The organism is Achromobacter sp. LC458 (genome assembly GCF_001005835.2).
GTDB classification, from domain to species: Bacteria; Pseudomonadota; Gammaproteobacteria; order Burkholderiales; family Burkholderiaceae_B; genus Achromobacter; species Achromobacter spanius_B.
On record NZ_LBHW02000015.1, the window covers coordinates 18,127 to 36,812 of the forward strand.

Here is an 18,686-nt window from a genome sequence, read left to right on the forward strand (position 1 = left end):
GCGGTGAAGGGATGAAGGGTGACGGGGTTGATGGGCTGGCGTCCGCGCCACATCACGCCCCGTCACATCACTCGTCCTCAATACCCAGTTCGCGCAGTTTGCGCGTGATGGTGTTGCGGCCAATTCCCAGCCGCGACGCCGCTTCCACGCGGCGGCCACGGCTGGCGTCCAGCGCGCTTTGCAGCAGGATCTTTTCAAATTGGCGGGTCAGCGTTGCCATGACGGCCGGCTCGCCGCGCTCCAAACGATACTGGGCATCACGCAGCAAGGAGTCCTGCCAGTTGCGCGGCGCGCCGTCGTCCACGCCCTGCCCCTGCCCGGCCTGCACCACGGTACCGATACCCGAGATGGGCGCGGCCGGACGCAGCGGCGCCATCGCGGGCTGTTGCTGCTGATGTTCCAGTGCCCGGATTTCCGGCGGAAGATCTTGCCGATCCACCGTCTGCCCGGGCGCCATCACCGTCAGCCAATGGCAAAAGTTTTCCAATTGGCGCACGTTGCCGGGAAAGTCGAACTTGGTCAGCACGGCCAAGGCGTCCGGGGTCAAGCGCTTGACCGGCACGCCCAGCGTACGGGCGCTGGCGGTCAGGAAATGTTGTGCCAGCGCCGGGATGTCTTCGACCCGCTCGCGCAAAGGCGGCAGACGCAGGCGGATCACGTTCAAACGGTGGAACAAGTCTTCGCGGAACAAGCCCTGCTCGACCCGTTGCTCCAGCGGCTGGTGGGTCGCTGCCACGATGCGCACGTCCACGCGCACCGGCTGCGCGCCGCCGACGCGATAGAAGCTGCCTTCGGCCAGCACACGCAGCAATCGCGTCTGCAATTCGATCGGCATATCGCCGATTTCATCCAGGAACAGCGTGCCGCCATGCGCTTCTTCGAAGCGGCCACGACGCAGGTTGTTGGCGCCGGTAAAGGCGCCGCGCTCGTGGCCGAACAGTTCGGCTTCCAGCAGATCACGCGGAATGGCCGCCGCGTTCAGCGCCACGAACGGGCCGCTGGCGCGCACGCCGTGGCCATGCAGCGCACGGGCCACCAGTTCCTTGCCCGTGCCCGATTCGCCGGTGATCAACACCGTGACCTTGGACTGGGCCAGCCGGCCAATGGCGCGGAACACTTCCTGCATTGCCGTCGATGACGACTGCGTCATCATCCAGCGTTCGTTGTTCTGCGCGGACTCGCCCTGCCCTTCGGGCGTTTCGGGCTGCGCGGATTCCTGCATGGCGCGTTGAATCAGCGCCACCGCCTCGTTCACGTCGAACGGCTTGGCCAGGTAGTCGAACGCGCCGCCCTGGAAGGCGGACACGGTACTGTCCAGATCGGCAAACGCGGTCATCACAATGACCGGCAGGCCGGGGTGGCGTTCCTTCAGTTGGCGCAACAGCTCCAGGCCGTTGCCGCCTGGCATGCGGATATCGGAGACCAAGGCGACGGGCGTTTCGCGCGACAGCGCTTCCAGCACATCAGCCGATTGGGAAAAACTACGGGTGGGGACACCAGCGCGGGCCAGGGCCTTTTCGAGGACCCAGCGGATGGCCTGGTCGTCGTCGACGATCCATACGGGTTTCATCAGTGTGCGGGCTCCATCGGTAGGACCAGGCGAAACTCGGTACGCCCGGGTCGGGATTCAAATTCGATGATGCCGCCGTGCTGTTGCACGAAGTCCTGGGCAAGGCTCAAGCCCAGCCCGGTGCCACCGGCCCTGGCCGTGACCAGCGGGTGGAAAATGCGGTCGCGGATGTGGTCCGGCACGCCGGGACCGTTATCGATAATGGACAGCACCAGCGCCAGCCGGTGTTGCCGATGGGCCAGCATGACCTGGCGGGCCACGCGGGTGCGCAGCGTTACCACGCCGGGCTCCGTCTGCGGCCCCTGCGGGCGCGCGACCAACTCTTGTGCGGCATTGCGGGCCACGTTCAGCACCGCCTGCATCAAGCGGGCCGCATCGCCCTTCAAATCAGGCACCGACGCGTCGTAGTCACGCAGGATCGTCACGTCGTTGCGGAATTCAGCCTGGATCAGGGCGCAGACGCGCTCGCAGATCTCGTGGATGTTCACCGGCCGCGCGTTCAGCGGCACACGTTGCGGGCCGCTCAAGCGGTCCACCAGCGCCTGCAAGCGATCGGCTTCGGAAATAATGACTTGGGTGTATTCGGCCAGCGCTGCGCTGGGCAGCTCGGCTTCGAGCAATTGCGCGGCGCCGCGCAAACCGCCCAAGGGGTTCTTCACTTCATGCGCCAGGTTGCGCAGCAGTTCACGATGCGCTTCGATCTCGTCAACCAGGCGATGGTTGCGGTCAGCCAGCACGCGCTGTTCTATCTCGCGCGTCTCGATCAATACCGGCCAGCGTTGACCGGTCAGCCCCACCGTGGTGACGGCGACTTCGACGGATTCGGCGGCGCGGCGCAACGAGGCCAATTGCCTGACGTCGGCGTACCTGCCGGCAGCGGCGCGGTCGATGGAGGACTGGATGTTTTCTGGGGTGTCGAACAGCGTGGCGGCGGAGTGCCCGCAGAGTTGCTTGCGCGAGCGGCCGAACAGATCTTCGGCGGCGGCGTTGGCATACTCAATGTGACCGCGCTCGTTGACCAGGAAAACGGACGTGGCAAGCAGATCGAGAGCTTCTACATTCATTTTTCAACGTACCCGAATGACAGGGGAAAAGCGGAACGCGCCCGCGACGGCGGCGCCGGAACCCGGCGCCCTGCCCGCCAGGCGTAACGCCTGGCGGACAAACCGTCGAGCCGCGACCTGGTGGTGCGCGATGTGTGGGCCCTGGTTTCTGCCGCCATCATCGCGCTCCCCCCCGCCACAGCCTCTAAACGATCAGAGGCTGTAGTACATGTCGAATTCGACCGGGTGCGTGGTCATGCGCAGACGGTTCACATCGCCCATCTTCAGGTCGATGTAGGCGTTGAGCATGTCGTTGCTGAACACGCCACCGCGGGTCAGGAATTCGCGATCGGCGTCCAGGGCTTCCAGCGCTTGTTCCAGCGAGGAGCACACGGTCGGGATCTTTGCGTCTTCTTCCGGCGGCAGGTCGTACAGGTTCTTGTCGGCCGGATCGCCCGGGTGGATCTTGTTCTGGACGCCGTCCAGGCCGGCCATCATCAGCGCCGAGAAAGCCAGGTACGGGTTGGCCAGGGGGTCCGGGAAACGCGCTTCGACGCGGCGGCCCTTCGGGTTGCCGACGTACGGAATGCGGATCGAAGCCGAGCGGTTGCGGGCCGAGTAAGCCAGCTTGACCGGGGCTTCATAGTGCGGAACCAGACGCTTGTACGAGTTCGTGCCCGGGTTGGTGATGGCGTTCAGGGCGCGGGCGTGCTTGATGATGCCGCCGATGTAGTACAGGGCGAATTCCGACAGGCCGGCGTAGCCATTGCCCGCGAACAGGTTCTGGCCATCCTTCCAGATGGATTGGTGCACGTGCATGCCGGAACCGTTGTCGCCAACGATGGGCTTGGGCATGAACGTGGCGGTCTTGCCGTAAGCGTGGGCAACGTTGTGCACGACGTACTTGACGATCTGGGTCCAGTCGGCGCGCTGAACCAGCGTGCTGAACTTGGTGCCGATTTCCAGCTGGCCGGCGCCGGCCACTTCATGGTGGTGCACTTCAACCGGCACGCCCATTTGTTCCATCAACAGGCACATTTCCGAACGCATGTCCTGGAACGAATCAACCGGGGGAACGGGGAAGTAGCCACCCTTGACGGCGGGACGATGGCCGGTGTTGCCGCCCTCGAATTCCAGGCCGGTCGACCACGAGGCTTCTTCGGACTTGATCTTGACGAACGTGCCCGACATGTCGGTGTTCCACGTTACGCCGTCGAACACGAAGAATTCGGGTTCCGGACCAAAGTAGGCGGTGTCGCCCAGGCCGGAGGACTTCAGGTAGGCTTCGGCGCGCTTGGCCAGCGAACGCGGGTCGCGGTCATAGCCCTTCAGGTCCGACGGCTCGACGACGTCGCACGACAGGATCAGGGTCGGCTCTTCGCGGAACGGGTCCAGGTTGCCGGTGGCGCAATCGGGGATGAGCAGCATGTCGGAAGCTTCGATACCCTTCCAACCCGGAATCGACGAACCGTCGAAAGCCTGGCCGCTTTCCAGCTTGTCTTCGTCGATCTGGCTGGTGGGCACGGACACGTGGTGCTCACGGCCAACCGTATCGGTAAAGCGGAAATCCACGAATTTGACTTCGTTATCGGCGATCTGTTTCAGGACGTCTTTCGGGCTTGCCATGTCATCTCCATTAGATAAAAGGGTCGAGGGCTTTGCCGCTCGACTGGCATAAAGAGGGAAGCAATAAGCGTGCCAGGTTTTACCCCAGGGATTCCCAGGGGAAGGCTGCACGGTCACGGAAAAATGCAGCACCGGTATGGTGCAAAGCGTGGGGCATGATTGCCCCGTTTTGGTGCAAAAGCAACTACAGGAACATTTCCTGCAGGTCGTTCAAGAAGCGCCACCCCAAGGGCGTAGCCTTCAAACGCGTCGGGTCCGGGTCCAGCAAGCCCCGTTTCGAGGCTGCCTCCAATTGGTGCGCGATGGCGGCAAGCGACAAACCGGTGCGTTCGTTGAACGTTGTGGTGGGCACGCCCTCTTTCAGGCGCAGTGCATTGAGCATGAATTCAAAGGGCAGCTCGTCCGGCCCAACCTGGCGGCTTTCGGCCAGATGGCTGCCGTCGCGCGCCATGGCCGCCTGCATCCAGGAATCCGGGTTGCGCAACCGCGCCTCGCGCACGATACGGTCATGAAATGACAGCTTGCCGTGCGCGCCAGGGCCGATGCCCAGGTAGTCGCCAAATTCCCAGTAGTTCATGTTGTGGCGGCACCGCGCGCCCGGCCGTGCGTAGGCCGACACTTCGTATCGGGCCAACCCCGCCGCCGCCAATTCGGCTTCAACGGCGTCTTGCATGGCGGCGCTGGTGTCGTCGTCGGGCAATTCAGCGGGCGGAAATTTTGCGAAGACGGTGTTCGGCTCCATCGTCAGGTGGTACAGCGACAGGTGTTCGGTGCCAAACGAAATGGCATGGCGCAGGTCTGCCACACAGGCGTCCAGCGTCTGGCCCGGCAAGGCAAACATCATGTCCAGGTTCACGCGCGAGACCGCGCGCTGGGCCATGTCGATCGCCGCCCGAGCCTGCGCGGCGTCGTGGATGCGGCCCAGCTTCTTTAGCTGCGCGTCGTCAAAGCTCTGGATGCCCAACGAGAAACGGGTGACGCCGCTGGCGGCATAGTCGCGAAACCGGCTGGCTTCGGCCGTGCCGGGGTTGGCTTCCATGGTGATTTCGGCGTCGGGCCACAGGTTCAGACAGGCGCGCAACATCGCCAGCAGTTCGTCCAATCCCGCCGACGACAGCAGGCTGGGCGTGCCGCCTCCGATGAAAACGGACACGACCTGCCGGCCCCAGATGGACGGCAACGCCTGTTCAAGGTCGCTGCGCAGAGCGTCCAGATAGGCGCGTTCCGGGATTTCGCCGGGCGCGGCGTGGGAATTGAAGTCGCAATACGGGCATTTGCGCACGCACCAGGGCACGTGCACATAGAGGGAAAGCGGGGGCAGGCTGGTCAGCGTGGCGCCTGCGGGGACACGGACGCGCGACGGCGACGCGCCCATGTCGTTGCGGATGGGAATAGTGATGGACATGCGGTTTCGCTTAAGCGCCTAGGCGTGGCTAAGCTTGCTCAACAATTCGCGCAGCGCGCGGGCGCGGTGGCTGACGCGGTTCTTTTCCTCGGGGTCCAGCGACGCCGCGGTCAGTGCCATATCGGGCAGATAGAAGTGCGGGTCGTAGCCAAAGCCATTCACCCCTTCCGGCACGTCGATGATTTCGCCATGCCACAACCCTTCTCCGATGATCGGGCAAGGATCGTTTTCCGAACGCACCAAAGCCAGCACGGCCACATACCAGGCGCGGCGGTCGGTCACCCCGGCCAAGTTCTGTACCAGCAGGGCATTGTTCGCTTGGTCTGATTTTTCGCCCCCGTGCATCTTGGCGTAGCGGGCCGAATACACGCCGGGCGCGGCATCCAGCGCGGCGACGCACAGGCCGGAGTCGTCGGCCAACGCCGGCAGCCCGGTCAGGCGGCTGGCGTGCCGCGCTTTGGCCAAGGCGTTTTCAACAAAGGTGACGTGGGGCTCTTCGGCTTCGGGCACGCCCAGGTCGCCTTGGGGCACCAGTTCGATGCCGAGCGGCGCAAACAAGGCGGAAAATTCGCGCAGCTTGCCGGGGTTGTTGGACGCCAGCACGATACGACGCAGGGATTCGGGAATCTTGGGGGAAGTCATAGCGCAAATTGTATAGGGCGCAAGGGGTACGCGGCGGCTGTCGCCACTGCGCCGCGTCGGCAAGCAAAGCAAGGGGAAATCTCGGTTGACAGCTATGTAACAGCGGCTGAATATGGCGCGTCGCCGGTAGCGGCAACAACGCAGACATATTTTGTTGTCAACATGACGAATCTTGTCACTGAACGTATCTGACGCCCCCGGCGATGACTTCCCTACAAGCTATGCCACGGCAGGCCACGGCCCGCGCGCCCCACTCCATCCCGGGCGATGCGCCCGCACCCGTCGGCCTGGCCGGCATCTTGCGTGACCGCCTGCTGCGGCCACGCTATCAACCGGTGGTGGATCTGTCCCACAGCCGCATCTATGGGCATGAAAGCCTGATCCGCGGCCCTGCCGACACCGCCCTGCACTTTCCCGATGCCTTGTTTGCCGAAGCCCGCCGACGCGGACTGCACCCGCAACTGGAACTGGCCAGTTTTCGGGCGGGCGCCCAGGGTTTTCAGGACGCCCCCGGCAAGCTGTTCCTGAACCTGTCGGGGTCGGCGCTGATTCACTTTTGGACGCTGTGGGGCGCCGACATGCCGGAGCGCCTGCTGAAAGATTGCGCCCTGCCCGCCTCCAGCATCATCGTCGAACTCACGGAACAGGACCCGCTGTCAGACCACATGAGCGAACTGGGCAGCGCGTTTGCCTGCCTGCGCGAACACGGCATGCGCATCGCGCTGGACGACTACGGCGTGGGCAATTCCAATTTGCAGCTGTGGTCGGAAATGCAGCCGGACCTGGTCAAGATCGACCGCTACTTCTTCGATGGCATCGGCCACGACGACCGCAAGCAAAGCATGGTGCGCGCCATTCTGAAAGTGGCGCAGCACCTGGGCACCGCGATCGTCGCCGAGGGCATCGAAACCGCCGAGGACCTGGCCATGGTGCGCGAGCTGGATATCCGCTATGCGCAGGGCTGGTTCCTGGGCCGCCCGGAAGAAACGTTGCTGACCGAACTGACGCCGCCGCTGCGCGACTCGTTGCGCGCGCGCAGCTCGGCGCCCCTGTCGCAGCGCGCAGCGGGCGGCACCGCGGCCAGCCTGCGCGTGGAAGCGCCGGCCGCGCTGCTGGACAAGCACACGAACGATGACGTGCACCGGCTGTTCATCGAACACAAGACCATGCACGCCGTGGCGGTGGTGGACGCCGAAAACCGCCCCGTCGGCATCATCAACCGCCGCGATTTTTCCGAACATTATGCGCAGCGCTACACGCGCGAACTGTTCGGCCGCGACCGTTGCTCCACCTTCATGAACGCCGAACCGGTACTGGTGGACCTGAACGTGTCCATCGACCAGCTCAGCCATGTGCTGATATCGGAAGACCAGCGCTACCTGATGGACGGCCTGATCATTACGCGCGACGGCCGCTACGACGGCCTGGCTACCGGCGAGACCCTGGTGCGTTCGGTGACCGAAATGCGAATCGAGGCTGCGCGCTACGCCAACCCGCTGACCTCGCTGCCGGGCAACATCCCCATCAGCCGCCACATCGCCACATTGCTGGAAGACGCCGCGGACTTCACCGTCTGCTATGGCGACCTGAACAACTTCAAGCCGTTCAACGACGTCTACGGCTACTGGCGCGGCGACGACATGATCATGCTGACCGCCGAAGTCATCAAGCAGCATTGCGACCCGCTGCGAGACTTTGTCGGACACGTGGGCGGCGACGATTTCGTGGTGCTGTTTCGCAGCGCCGATTGGGCTGAACGCGTCCAGCGCATCATCGCCGAATTCAACGAACAGGCCACGGCGCTGTACGACGACCAAGGCCGCCAGAACGGCGGCATCGAGGCCGAAGACCGCTACGGCGTGCCGCGCTTCTTCCCGTTCGTGACCTTGGGCGTGGGCGCGTTGACCGTTACGCCATCGCTATGCGAGCGCATCCGCCCGGAAGACATCGCGTCGGCTGCCGCGCACGTCAAGCACAAGGTCAAGCATGGGAACCTGTCGCTGGTGATCGAGCGCTACAGCGGCGGCATCCTGTCCCAGCTGTCCGATTAATTCGCCCACGGACGCCTCGACGGCGGTGGCATTGCGCACCGCCTGTTCGATCTGGAACACGGCCACCGCGCGGCGCAGCCCTTGCGCCTGGCTTTCCAAGGCGGCTGCCGCAGCCGCCGTTTGCTCGACCATGGCGGCGTTTTCTTGCGTGGACCGTTCAATGTCCGCGACCGCGTCGTTCACCGAGGCGATCCCGGCGGCCTGCTCGGCCGTCGCGCTGGAAATCTCGGCGACGATCTGGGTCACGCGATCCACCGACACCACCATGTCACGCATGGTGTCGCCCGCCAGATTCACCTGGCGCACGCCGGCCTGGACACGCAGGGCCGAGTCGTCGATCAAGCCCTTGATTTCCTTGGCGGCCTGCGCGCTGCGTTGCGCCAGTGAACGCACTTCGCCCGCGACCACCGCGAACCCCTTGCCCTGCTCGCCCGCGCGTGCCGCCTCAACCGCCGCGTTCAACGCCAGGATGTTGGTCTGAAAGGCAATGCTGTCGACCACGCCCACGATTTCGCCGATGCGGCGCGCGCTGTCCGCAATGCCTTGCATGCTTTGCACCACTTCATCCACCGCGCGGCCGCCCTGCTTGGCCAGCTGCGTGGCGCTTTGCGCTTGCCGGCTGGCCAGGTCGGCGTTGCCTGCCGTGACCTGCACGGTGTGCGCCAACTGCGTCATATTGGCGGCGGCCTCTTGCAACGAGCCGGCCTGGCGCGCGGTGCGGTCCGACATATCGGCCCCACCCGCCGCGATCTCGCCCGAGCCGGTATGGATCTCTTCGACACCCCGGCGCACGGAGGCCACCGCCGCCGACAGCCCCGTTTGCATGCGGCGCATCGCCGAATACAGCACGCCGATCTCGTTGTCGCCGCGCATGGCAATGGCGCCCGTCAGATCGCCGTCGGCGATGCGGTCAAAATGCGCGCCGGCTTCGTTCAGCGGCCGCAGGATGCCGCGCCGAAACGCCAAGCGGATCAGCACGGCCAGCAGCAACACCACGGCCAATACGGCGGCGGCCACCGCGCTTACCCGCTCCAGCGTGCGGCTGGCATCGGCCACGGCGGCCTGGCCCTGCTCGCGCGCATAGCGCTGGTATCCGTCGGCCTGCTTCACATAGGCCGCGCCGCTGGCGGGCAACACCTTGTCCACCAACCGGTTGACCTCGATCCCGTTCCAGCCCTGGATGGCGCTGAGCATGGGCGCCAGGGTCTGGTCGGCGAACGCGGCGTGGGCGGCCAGCATCTGGTCGAACAGCGCCCCGCCTGCCGCGCTGGTGTCCGGGTTGGCGCGCAGGCGCGCCAGGCTGGCGCCGGCCTCTTTGAGCAGCGCGTCCGCCTGCGCCAGCGATGCGTTGCGCGCGTCTTCCAGCCCACCTTCCATGCTGGTCTTGGCGTCGGTCAACGCCGCGCGTGCCTGGAACAGCCGGCTGGTCAGTTCGGCCAGGTCGCTGGCGCGTTCCACGCTGCCCCGGCCCAAGGCTTCGATATCCGCCCGGTTCTCGCGCAGGACGGCGATGCCGGCGCCGGCCGCTATGGCAAACAGCAGCACGAATAACGCCAGAATGGCCGATACCGCCGTGGTGACCCTGAGATTTTTACGCATATCCATCCATCTATAACCAGGCGCCCTGGGGCGCAGTGCCACGGATTATGGACACGCAGTTTGGCAATTTCTTGACACAACTGCCGGCGCCGCCGCCCGATGGGCGAACGCACGCCCGTCATGAATGCGCTTTTGCGAACAGGAACCCCGTATTAAGCAATTGTGAATTGGCAGCACCGCGCCCATGCGGCACATTCGATGCTGAACCGAACCATCCCTTTGCCTATCACAGCAGCCCTATGCCCCACGCCTCACACGACTATCAGGACATCCGCGAAGCCGTGCGCGACCTTTGCGCGCAATTCCCGTCAGAGTATTTCCGCAAGATCGATGAAGAACGCGGCTACCCCGAAGACTTTGTCCGCGCACTGACCGAGGCCGGCTGGCTGGCCGCGCTGATCCCGCAGGAATACGGCGGTTCGGGCCTGGGGCTGACCGAAGCGTCGGTCATCATGGAAGAAATCAACCGCAGCGGCGGCAACTCCGGCGCCTGCCACGGCCAGATGTACAACATGGGTACCTTGCTGCGGCACGGGTCCGAAGCGCAAAAGCGCGAATACCTGCCGCGCATCGCAGCCGGCGAGCTGCGCCTGCAATCGATGGGCGTTACCGAACCCACCACCGGCACCGACACCACCAAGATCAAGACCACCGCCGTGCGCCGTGGCGACCGCTACGTCATCAACGGCCAGAAAGTCTGGATCTCGCGCGTGCAGCATTCCGACCTGATGATCCTGCTGGCGCGCACCACGCCGCTGGACCAGGTGACCCGAAAGTCCGAAGGCATGTCGATCTTTCTGGTGGACCTGCATCATGCCGTCAAGCATGGCATGACGATCCGGCCGATTCCGAACATGGTCAATCACGAGACCAATGAACTGTTTTTCGACAACCTGGAAATTCCCGTCGAAAACCTGATCGGCGAAGAAGGCAAAGGCTTCAAGTACATCCTGGACGGCCTGAACGCCGAACGCACGCTGATCGCCGCCGAGTGCATCGGCGACGGCTATTGGTTCGTGGACAAGGTCACCGCCTACGCCAAGGAACGCATGGTGTTCGGCCGCCCCATCGGGCAGAACCAGGGCGTGCAGTTTCCCATCGCGCGCGCCCACATCAACGTCGAAGCCGCCAGCCTGATGCGCTATGAAGCCTGCCGCCTGTTCGACGCGCACCAGCCTTGCGGCGCGCAGGCCAACATGGCCAAGCTGCTGGCCGCCGACGCGTCGTGGGAAGCAGCCAACGCCTGCTTGCAATTTCACGGCGGTTTCGGCTTTGCCACCGAGTACGACGTGGAACGCAAATTCCGCGAGACGCGGCTGTATCAGGTGGCGCCCATTTCGACGAACCTGATCCTGTCCTACGTCGCCGAACACATCCTGGGTCTGCCCCGCTCGTTCTGACCCGACGCCACCACCAACTGCCCCGGACCATGACCGCTGCCAACGACACGCCCCACCTTAGCGCCGAGCTTGCCGCCTTTGCGGCCAACCTGCGCTACGAAGACATCCCCGCGCCCGTATTGCGCCGCGCCGAAGACCTGCTGCTGGATTGCCTGGCGTCGATACTTGCCGGCGCCTCCGCGCGCGCGGTGCAAGCCATCGACCGCTACGCCGGCGCCATGGGCCCGGCCGACGGCCCCAGCGAAGTGCTGATCACGCGGCGCCGCACCACGCCCTTGTTCGCCGCCATGGTGAACGCGGCCGCCGCCCACGTGGTGGAGCAGGACGACGTGCACAATGGCTCGGTGTTCCACCCTGCCGCCGTGGTGTTTCCGCCGGCGTTGGCCGTGGCCCAGGCCCTGGGTAGTTCGGGGCGCGACGTGCTGGTGGCCGCCGTGGCCGGCTACGAAGTCGGCATTCGCGTGGGGGAATTTTTAGGACGTTCGCACTACAAGATCTTCCACACGACGGGCACGGCCGGCACCCTGGCCGCCGCCGTCACTACCGGCCGCTTGCTGAAGCTGACGCCTGAACAGATGCTGCATGCGTTGGGTTCGGCGGGCACGCAGGCCGCCGGGCTCTGGGAGTTTCTGCGCGATGCCGCCGACTCCAAGCAACTGCACACCGCCAAGGCGGCGGCGGACGGCATCACTGCCGCCTATCTGGCGCGCGAGGGCTTCACGGGCGCGCGCCACATCCTGGAAGGTCCGCAGGGGATGGCGGCGGGCATGTCATCCGACGCGGACCCGTCCAAGCTGTGCGACCGCCTGGGCGAACGCTGGGCGCTGGCCGAAACCTCATTCAAGTTCCATGCGTCGTGCCGCCATACGCACCCGGCAGCGGATGCGCTGCAACAGGTGCTGCGCGAACACAAGCTGGCTGAGTCCGACGTGGCGCGCGTGGTGGCGCATGTGCATCAAGGCGCCATCGACGTGCTGGGGCCCGTCGTCAACCCGCAGACGGTGCATCAGTCCAAGTTTTCGATGGGAACGGTGCTGGGCTTGATCGCCCGCCAGGGGCGCGCCGGGCTGGCTGAATTTGATGCCGGCCTGGACGACCCGGCCGTGGCGGCGTTCCGGGGCAAGGTCGAGATGGTGCTGGACGAGGAAGTGGACAAGGCTTATCCGCAACGCTGGATCGGCAAGGTCACCGTCACCACGCAAGATGGCCGCACGCTGCAAGGCCGCGTCGACGAGCCGAAGGGCGACCCGGGCAACACCTTGAGCCGCGCGGAAATCGAGGACAAGACGCTAAGCCTGGGCCGCTACGCCGACGCCGCAACGGAAGCCGAACTGCGCACGCTGATCGCGTCGATCTGGGGCCTGGAGAAAATTGACAAGCTTGGCGCGTTGCTGCCCGGCTGAGACGGGCGGGAACCGGTACCGGTATGCCCGCCTACTTATGGGATCCGCGCAGGCTTTGCCCGGATCCCTTTTCACGACTGCTGCTTACACCAACGCCGCGCGCTGGGCGCGGACCAGGCTGGCAATGCCGTTTTCGGCCAGCACCAGCATGGTGTCCAATTCGGCGCGGGTGAACGTGGCGCCTTCGCCGGTGCCCTGCACTTCAACGAAGGCCCCGCTGCCCGTCATGATGACGTTGACGTCGGCATCGCACGCGGAATCTTCCTGGTAGTCCAGGTCCAGCACTGAACGCCCTTGCACCAAGCCCACCGACACGGCGGCAACCGCATCGCGGATCGGGTTGACGGCCAGGTCGCCACGCTTCATCAGCAAGGCGACGGCATCGGCCGCCGCCACCCACGCGCCGGTAATGCTGGCGCAGCGCGTGCCGCCGTCGGCTTGCAACACGTCGCAATCCAGATGCAGCGTGCGTTCGCCCAGTGCGCGCATGTCGAAGACGGCGCGCAGGCTGCGGCCGATCAGGCGTTGGATTTCCTGTGTGCGGCCACTTTGCTTGCCACGGGCCGCCTCGCGGTCGCCACGCGTATGGGTGGCGCGCGGCAGCATGCCGTATTCCGCCGTGACCCAGCCTTCGCCCTTGCCCTTCAGGAACGGCGGTACTTTTTCCAGCACGCTGGCGGTGCACAGCACGTGGGTGTCGCCGGCCTTGACCAGCACCGAGCCTTCGGCATAGCGCGTAAAGCCGCGTTCCAGGCTGAACGGCCGCAGTTCGTCTACAGCGCGGCCGGACGGACGGGCGATGGTGGGCGTAGTGGTCACAGGCAAACTCCAGTCTAGATATTGGTTCGCGGCATTGTACGGGCAGGCGCCGCAGGAAATTCCCGCTTGGAGTATCCTGCCGCGATATATCCGGTTGAAAACACAGACCCGCCCCCCTTTACCGGGGCGCTGCGGGCCCCGGCGCAACCGGCTCTTACCCAAGCTTTACCAGGACACGACCATGATTCGCAGCATGACCGCATTCGGCAACGCCCGAGCAGACCTAGAACAAGGCACGCTTGCCATTGAACTGCGCAGCGTCAACAGCCGCTTCCTTGATTTGTATTTCCGCTTGCCCGACGAGTTGCGGCACGTTGAAACGCCGCTGCGCGAACTGCTGACCGCCAACCTAGCGCGCGGCAAGGTCGAGATCCGGGTGTCATTCACGCGCAACGCCAGCACCGACCTGTCCAAGCTGGACCCCACTTGGCTGGAAAGCCTGGCCGAGCAGTTGCAGGCCGCCCGCCGCATCGTTCCCGACATCGCGCCCCCCCGGCTGGTGGAATTGTTCAACTGGCCCGGCCAGCGCGGCAACGACGCGCTGGACCCGCAGGTGTGGGGCGCGGCCTGCCTGCAAGCGGCGCAGCAAGCGCTGACCCAATTGCAGGAGGGCCGCGCGCGCGAAGGCGAACGCCTGGCGGGCATGATGCGCGAATGCGCCGACGGCGTCGCCCGCGTGGTCGACATAGTGCAGGCGCATCTGCCGCAACTGCTGTCGGACCACCGCGACAAGCTGGCCGCCAAGCTTCGCGAAAGTGTGGAATCGGCCTTCCCTGGCGGCTTCACGCACATCTCGGGCACCGAGCTGTCCGAACGCCTGTCGCAAGAAGCCAACCTGTTTGCGCTGCGTATCGACGTTGCGGAAGAACTGTCGCGGCTGCGTTCCCACTTGGAAGAATTGCGTCACCTGCTGACCGACGGCGGCGGCAAGTCCGCATCGGGTAAGAAAAACGCCGGCAGCGCGGGCAAGCGCCTGGATTTTCTGTTCCAGGAAATGAACCGCGAAGCCAATACGCTGGGTTCCAAGGCAGGCAGCATGGAGGTCACCCGCGCCGCCATGGACCTGAAACTGCTGATCGAGCAGATGCGCGAACAGGCGCAGAACATCGAATAAGCCATGGCGGTTTGATGCGATTCGAGGGGCCGCGCAAGCGGCCTCTTTGCATTCCAGACTTTTCCTATAGGGTCGGCCGCAAGGGCGTGTTGTCATGGGGGGTTTACGTCAAGGCTGTATTCCAAGGCTGTATCCATTAGGAAGCCCCATGTTCCGCAAGACCTTTCTGCCGCCCGTCGCCAACCTGCTGGCCTTCGAAGCAGTCGCCCGGCGCAACAGCGTGTCGCGCGCGGCGGACGAACTTCACCTGACCCAAAGCGCCGTATCGCGCCAGATCCACCAGCTTGAAACCCAGCTGGGCGTGACGATGTTCCACCGCGTGCGCCAGCGCGTGGTCTTAAGCGATGCCGGCCGCGCCTACGCGTCCGAGGTGCGCATCCTGTTGCACCAGCTGTCAGAAGCCACCCGCCGCACCATGGCCTGCACGCGCCGCGACCAGCTCAATCTGGCGGTGCTGCCCACGCTGGGCACCCGCTGGCTGATTCCGCGCCTGGGGGATTTCATGGCCCGCAAGCCCGAAGTCACCATCAACTTCACGTCGCGCACCCTGCCCTTTGAGTTCTCGCAAGAGCCGTTTGACGCGGCCATCCATTTCGGCGCGCCTTACTGGGCCGGCGCCGTGTGCGAGTACCTGATGCACGAAGAGGTCATCGCCGTCAGCAGCCCGCGCTATCAACGCTTGCACGGTATCCGGCACATCGCGGACCTGTCCAACGTCGTGCTGCTGCACCAGACGTCCCGCCCCGCACAATGGGCCTCGTGGTTTGATCAACACGGCGCCAGCGCGGCGCGCGCCATGCAGGGCCCTCAGTTCGAGCAGGCCTCCATGCTGGCGCAAGCGGCCGCCTCCAGCCTGGGCGCGGCCTTGTTGCCGCGCTTTCTGGTGGAACGCGAACTGGACACCGGCGAACTCATCCAGCTGTTTCCCCAAGCGCTCAGCAGCGCCGACGCCTACTACTTCGTCTATCCCCATACCCAGGCCGAATCGCCGCTGGTGCGCGAATTTGGCGCCTGGATGCTGGAGCAGTGCCGCGTGGCGCCGTAAGCGCCGCCCCACCCGGTGGGCAGGTTGGCGCCACACGCGCAGGGGCTTGCGCCGCTGCACAGAAGCCGTCAAGCTGCCGCTAAGCCGAACTGGCCCTGGATACAAAACGGGACTACAAGCCTTGCAACGCGTCGTCATCATTGGCGGAGGTGCCGTTGGCAGCTCTATCGCCTACTTTCTAAGCCAAACTCCGGACGCTTTTGACGTCACGGTGCTGGAACGTGACCCGACGTACGCCCAGGCTTCGTCCGCGCTATCGGCCAGTTCCATTCGTCAGCAGTTCTCGACGCCCGTCAATATCGGCATGTCGCAAATGGGCATTGCGTTCCTGCGCGACCTGGCCGCTACCTTGTATGTGGACGATCCGGCGCCCGATATCGGCTTGACCGAGCCCGGCTATCTGTACCTGGCCAGCGCCGCCGGCTGCGCCACGCTGCGTAGCAACTACGACACGCAGCGCTCGCAAGGCGTCGACGTCGCCTTGCTCGAGCCGGTTCAATTGCAAGCGCGATTCCCGTGGCTCAATACTGCCGACTTGGCGCTGGGCGCGCTGGGCTTGTCCGGCGAAGGCTGGTTCGATGGCTACGGGTTGATGCAGGCGCTACGCAAGAAGGCGATCGCGCAAGGCGCAACGTACCGGCGCGCGCAAGCGGTGGGCTTGCTGCGCGACGGCGCACGCGTGAACGGGGTTTGGACAAGCGACGGCGCCGCCCTGCCCTGCGATGTGGCCGTCAACGCGGCAGGCCCGTGGGCGGCACGCGTGGCCCAATGGGCTGGCATAGCGTTGCCCGTGCGCGCCCGCCGGCGTACCGTGTTCAGCTTCAGCTGCCCGCAGGCGCTGCCGCACTGCCCCTTGCTGATCGACCCGTCGGGCATCTGGTTTCGTCCGGACGGCGACAAATTTCTGTGCGGTTATTCGCCTGACGCGGCGGACGACGCCGACGACTTGCCGCTTGACGCCCAGCTCGATGCGTTCGACAACCACGTCTGGCCAGCGCTTGCGGCCCGGGTGCCCGCGTTCGAGGCCGTGCGCGTGCGCAGCGCCTGGGCCGGTTATTACGAAATGAACGTGTTCGACCACAACGCCATCATCGGCGCCCATCCCGATTGCCCCAACCTGTATTTCGCCAACGGCTTTTCGGGCCATGGGCTTCAGCAGGCGCCCGCTACCGGACGAGGCATCGCAGAGCTGCTACGGTACGGCGCCTACCGCAGCCTGGACTTGTCTCCCTTGTCGTTCCAGCGCGTTCTGGACAACCGCCCCCTGCTTGAAAAGAACATCATCTAAGGGCGGTTGTCCTGGGGCAAGGAGCGACTAGCGCGCCTCGCCTGCCGCCGGTTCGCCTCGCAAGGCGGAATCCAGATATTCGCTGCGAGCCCGCGCATCCGGGAAACGCATGTCGCGGTAGCTGATGAAACGCGAGCCGCGCGTGACCCGATACCCCAGCCAGATCAACAGGAACAGCGGGATGCCGATATACGTGGCCACCACGCCGCCCCAATCAATACGGTCCTGCAGGAACGCCTGGTAGTTCTGGCCCAGCGTGATGATCAGGCACAGTACAAAGGCAAAAATCGGACCGAAGGGAAAGAACGGCGACACGTACGGCAGGTCAGCCAGGCTGTGACCTTGTTTGACGTAGCCACGCCGGAACCGGTAATGACTGATGGCGATGCCCAGCCAGGCGATGAAACCCGTCATGCCCGAGGTGTTCAGCAGCCAGATGTAGACCGCGTTCGGGCTGAAGATAAACGTGAAGAAGCACAAGGCGGCCACGACGGTGGTCGCCAGCAGCGCCCACAGCGGGACGCCGTTGCGCGAAATGCGACCGAAAATGCGCGGTGCCTTGCCTTCGCGGGCCAAGCTGTACAGCATGCGCGTAGCGGCGTACATGCCCGAATTGCCCGCGGACAGCACCGAAGTGAGCACCACGGCGTTCATGACGGAGGCCGCGCCCAGCAAGCCGGCGCGTTCGAAGATCAGCGCGAACGGACTGACGCTGATGTCTTCGACATCGTTACGCAGCAGGTGCGGGTCGGTGTACGGGATCAGCAGGCCGATCACCAGGATGGCCATGACGTAGAACAGCAGGATGCGCCAGAAAACCTGGCGCACGGCGCGCGGCAGGTTGCGCGCGGGGTCCTTGGATTCGCCCGCGGCAATGCCGATCAATTCGGTGCCCTGGAACGAAAAGCCCACCACCATCGCCACGCCGATCAGTGCGGCAAAGCCGCCCGCGAAGGGCGCGTCGCCCACCGTCCAATTCGCCAGCCCTCCCGTTTCGCCGCCACGGATGATGCCCAGCAGCATCATCACGCCCATCGCGACAAAACCCAGCACCGCCACGACCTTGATCAGCGCGAACCAGAATTCCGCTTCGCCGAAACCGCGCGCCGACATCGCGTTCAGGCCGAAGGTGATGGCCAAAAACAAGGCGCTCCAGTAGAAGCCGGGCACGTCGGGAAACCAGTAGGCCATGACCAGCTGCGCCGCCACCAGGTCCACGGCCACTGTCACTGCCCAGTTGTACCAATAGTTCCAGCCCAGCGCGAAGCCGAAACCGTCTTCGACGTAGCGCGCGCCATAGGTGGAGAACGAGCCCGACACGGGCATGGCGGCGGCCAGTTCGCCCAGGCTGGTCATCAGAAAATAGACCATGACGCCGATCAGCACATAGCCCAGCAGCGCACCGCCGGGGCCGGCGCGCGCAATGGTGGCGCCGGACGCCACGAACAGGCCGGTGCCGATGGACCCGCCCACCGCAATCATTGTCAGATGGCGCGCGGACAAGGTGCGCCGCAGTTCCGAAGGCGGGTTCGCCTTCGCTGCGCGCGTGCCGCCAGAGCGGCGATCATCGTGTTCCGATGGAGCCAAAATGCATTCCTTCACGTCTTGAAAGCGTCCGCGCGGACATCTCGCGAAAGCCTGGGATTACCGAGCAACGCGCGAGAATAGCGCAAACGGGCTC

13 protein-coding genes and 1 pseudogene are annotated in these 18,686 nt (G+C 64.9%); 6 read left to right on the forward strand and 8 right to left on the reverse strand.

Translation table 11 applies throughout. The features are described 5' to 3' along the window. Positions 1 to 67: 67 nt before the first annotated feature. From ntrC to rdgB, 5 genes are all read right to left on the reverse strand, one after another. Positions 68 to 1,570 carry a nitrogen regulation protein NR(I) gene (gene ntrC, locus YH64_RS14440; RefSeq protein WP_046804935.1) on the reverse strand — a complete coding sequence of 501 codons (1,503 nt, stop codon included), beginning with the start codon at positions 1,568 to 1,570 and terminating at the stop codon, positions 68 to 70. Then, positions 1,570 to 2,634: a nitrogen regulation protein NR(II) gene (gene glnL, locus YH64_RS14445; protein WP_046804936.1), complete on the reverse strand. Its 1,065-nt coding sequence runs from the start codon at positions 2,632 to 2,634 to the stop codon at positions 1,570 to 1,572. Before glnL ends, ntrC begins: the two co-directional genes overlap by 1 nt. Positions 2,635 to 2,826: 192 nt before the next feature. Next, positions 2,827 to 4,239: a type I glutamate--ammonia ligase gene (glnA, locus tag YH64_RS14450; RefSeq protein WP_006219661.1), complete on the reverse strand. Its 1,413-nt coding sequence runs from the start codon at positions 4,237 to 4,239 to the stop codon at positions 2,827 to 2,829. A 184-nt stretch (positions 4,240 to 4,423) separates the two neighbouring features. Beyond that, complete coding sequence (gene hemW, locus YH64_RS14455; protein WP_046804937.1) at positions 4,424 to 5,644, reverse strand: radical SAM family heme chaperone HemW; 1,221 nt, start codon at positions 5,642 to 5,644, stop codon at positions 4,424 to 4,426. 18 nt (positions 5,645 to 5,662) lie between these two features. After that, positions 5,663 to 6,286 carry an RdgB/HAM1 family non-canonical purine NTP pyrophosphatase gene (gene rdgB / locus YH64_RS14460; protein WP_046804938.1) on the reverse strand — a complete coding sequence of 208 codons (624 nt, stop codon included), beginning with the start codon at positions 6,284 to 6,286 and terminating at the stop codon, positions 5,663 to 5,665. Between the two features lie 203 nt (positions 6,287 to 6,489). Here rdgB and YH64_RS14465 point away from each other — a divergent pair, with 203 nt between their 5' ends. Further along, positions 6,490 to 8,337: an EAL domain-containing protein gene (locus YH64_RS14465; RefSeq protein WP_255444458.1), complete on the forward strand. Its 1,848-nt coding sequence runs from the start codon at positions 6,490 to 6,492 to the stop codon at positions 8,335 to 8,337. A gap of 165 nt (positions 8,338 to 8,502) precedes the next feature. Here the strand turns inward: YH64_RS14465 and YH64_RS14470 are convergent. Beyond that, positions 8,503 to 9,942 (reverse strand): annotated as a pseudogene (locus tag YH64_RS14470) (methyl-accepting chemotaxis protein); the annotation flags it as partial. A 233-nt stretch (positions 9,943 to 10,175) separates the two neighbouring features. Between YH64_RS14470 and YH64_RS14475 the strand changes: the two are divergent. Beyond that, a complete protein-coding gene (locus tag YH64_RS14475) occupies positions 10,176 to 11,336 on the forward strand; it encodes an acyl-CoA dehydrogenase family protein (protein ID WP_104143913.1) in 1,161 nt (386 codons plus the stop codon). Between the two features lie 29 nt (positions 11,337 to 11,365). Beyond that, complete coding sequence (locus YH64_RS14480; RefSeq protein WP_046804941.1) at positions 11,366 to 12,739, forward strand: MmgE/PrpD family protein; 1,374 nt, start codon at positions 11,366 to 11,368, stop codon at positions 12,737 to 12,739. A gap of 84 nt (positions 12,740 to 12,823) precedes the next feature. Here YH64_RS14480 and rph read toward each other — a convergent pair whose 3' ends face one another. Next, positions 12,824 to 13,558 (reverse strand): ribonuclease PH, encoded by a 735-nt coding sequence (gene rph / locus YH64_RS14485; protein ID WP_046804942.1) that lies wholly within the window; start codon positions 13,556 to 13,558, stop codon positions 12,824 to 12,826. A 181-nt stretch (positions 13,559 to 13,739) separates the two neighbouring features. Between rph and YH64_RS14490 the strand changes: the two genes are divergently transcribed. The 3 genes from YH64_RS14490 (at position 13,740) to YH64_RS14500 (ending at position 17,005) form a co-directional block, all read left to right on the forward strand. Then, positions 13,740 to 14,672: a YicC/YloC family endoribonuclease gene (locus tag YH64_RS14490; RefSeq protein ID WP_046804943.1), complete on the forward strand. Its 933-nt coding sequence runs from the start codon at positions 13,740 to 13,742 to the stop codon at positions 14,670 to 14,672. Between the two features lie 148 nt (positions 14,673 to 14,820). Then, positions 14,821 to 15,717 (forward strand): LysR family transcriptional regulator, encoded by an 897-nt coding sequence (locus YH64_RS14495; RefSeq protein WP_046804944.1) that lies wholly within the window; start codon positions 14,821 to 14,823, stop codon positions 15,715 to 15,717. A gap of 121 nt (positions 15,718 to 15,838) precedes the next feature. Beyond that, positions 15,839 to 17,005, forward strand: coding sequence for an FAD-binding oxidoreductase (locus tag YH64_RS14500; protein WP_046804945.1), 1,167 nt, complete (start codon positions 15,839 to 15,841; stop codon positions 17,003 to 17,005). A 27-nt stretch (positions 17,006 to 17,032) separates the two neighbouring features. Here the strand turns inward: YH64_RS14500 and YH64_RS14505 are convergent, their stop codons facing one another. After that, positions 17,033 to 18,592 (reverse strand): amino acid permease, encoded by a 1,560-nt coding sequence (locus YH64_RS14505; RefSeq protein WP_046804946.1) that lies wholly within the window; start codon positions 18,590 to 18,592, stop codon positions 17,033 to 17,035. Positions 18,593 to 18,686: the final 94 nt, after the last annotated feature.

Excerpts from the sequence above, each read along its gene's own strand:
- YH64_RS14495 (WP_046804944.1), top strand. The coding sequence starts at position 14,821 with ATGTTCCGCAAGACCTTTCTGCCGCCCGTCGCCAACCTGCTGGCCTTC.
- hemW (WP_046804937.1), bottom strand. The coding sequence starts at position 5,644 with ATGTCCATCACTATTCCCATCCGCAACGACATGGGCGCGTCGCCGTCG.
- YH64_RS14475 (WP_104143913.1), top strand. The coding sequence starts at position 10,176 with ATGCCCCACGCCTCACACGACTATCAGGACATCCGCGAAGCCGTGCGC.
- YH64_RS14490 (WP_046804943.1), top strand. The coding sequence starts at position 13,740 with ATGATTCGCAGCATGACCGCATTCGGCAACGCCCGAGCAGACCTAGAA.
- glnA (WP_006219661.1), bottom strand. The coding sequence starts at position 4,239 with ATGGCAAGCCCGAAAGACGTCCTGAAACAGATCGCCGATAACGAAGTC.
- YH64_RS14480 (WP_046804941.1), top strand. The coding sequence starts at position 11,366 with ATGACCGCTGCCAACGACACGCCCCACCTTAGCGCCGAGCTTGCCGCC.
- glnL (WP_046804936.1), bottom strand. The coding sequence starts at position 2,634 with ATGAATGTAGAAGCTCTCGATCTGCTTGCCACGTCCGTTTTCCTGGTC.
- YH64_RS14465 (WP_255444458.1), top strand. The coding sequence starts at position 6,490 with ATGACTTCCCTACAAGCTATGCCACGGCAGGCCACGGCCCGCGCGCCC.
- rdgB (WP_046804938.1), bottom strand. The coding sequence starts at position 6,286 with ATGACTTCCCCCAAGATTCCCGAATCCCTGCGTCGTATCGTGCTGGCG.
- ntrC (WP_046804935.1), bottom strand. The coding sequence starts at position 1,570 with ATGAAACCCGTATGGATCGTCGACGACGACCAGGCCATCCGCTGGGTC.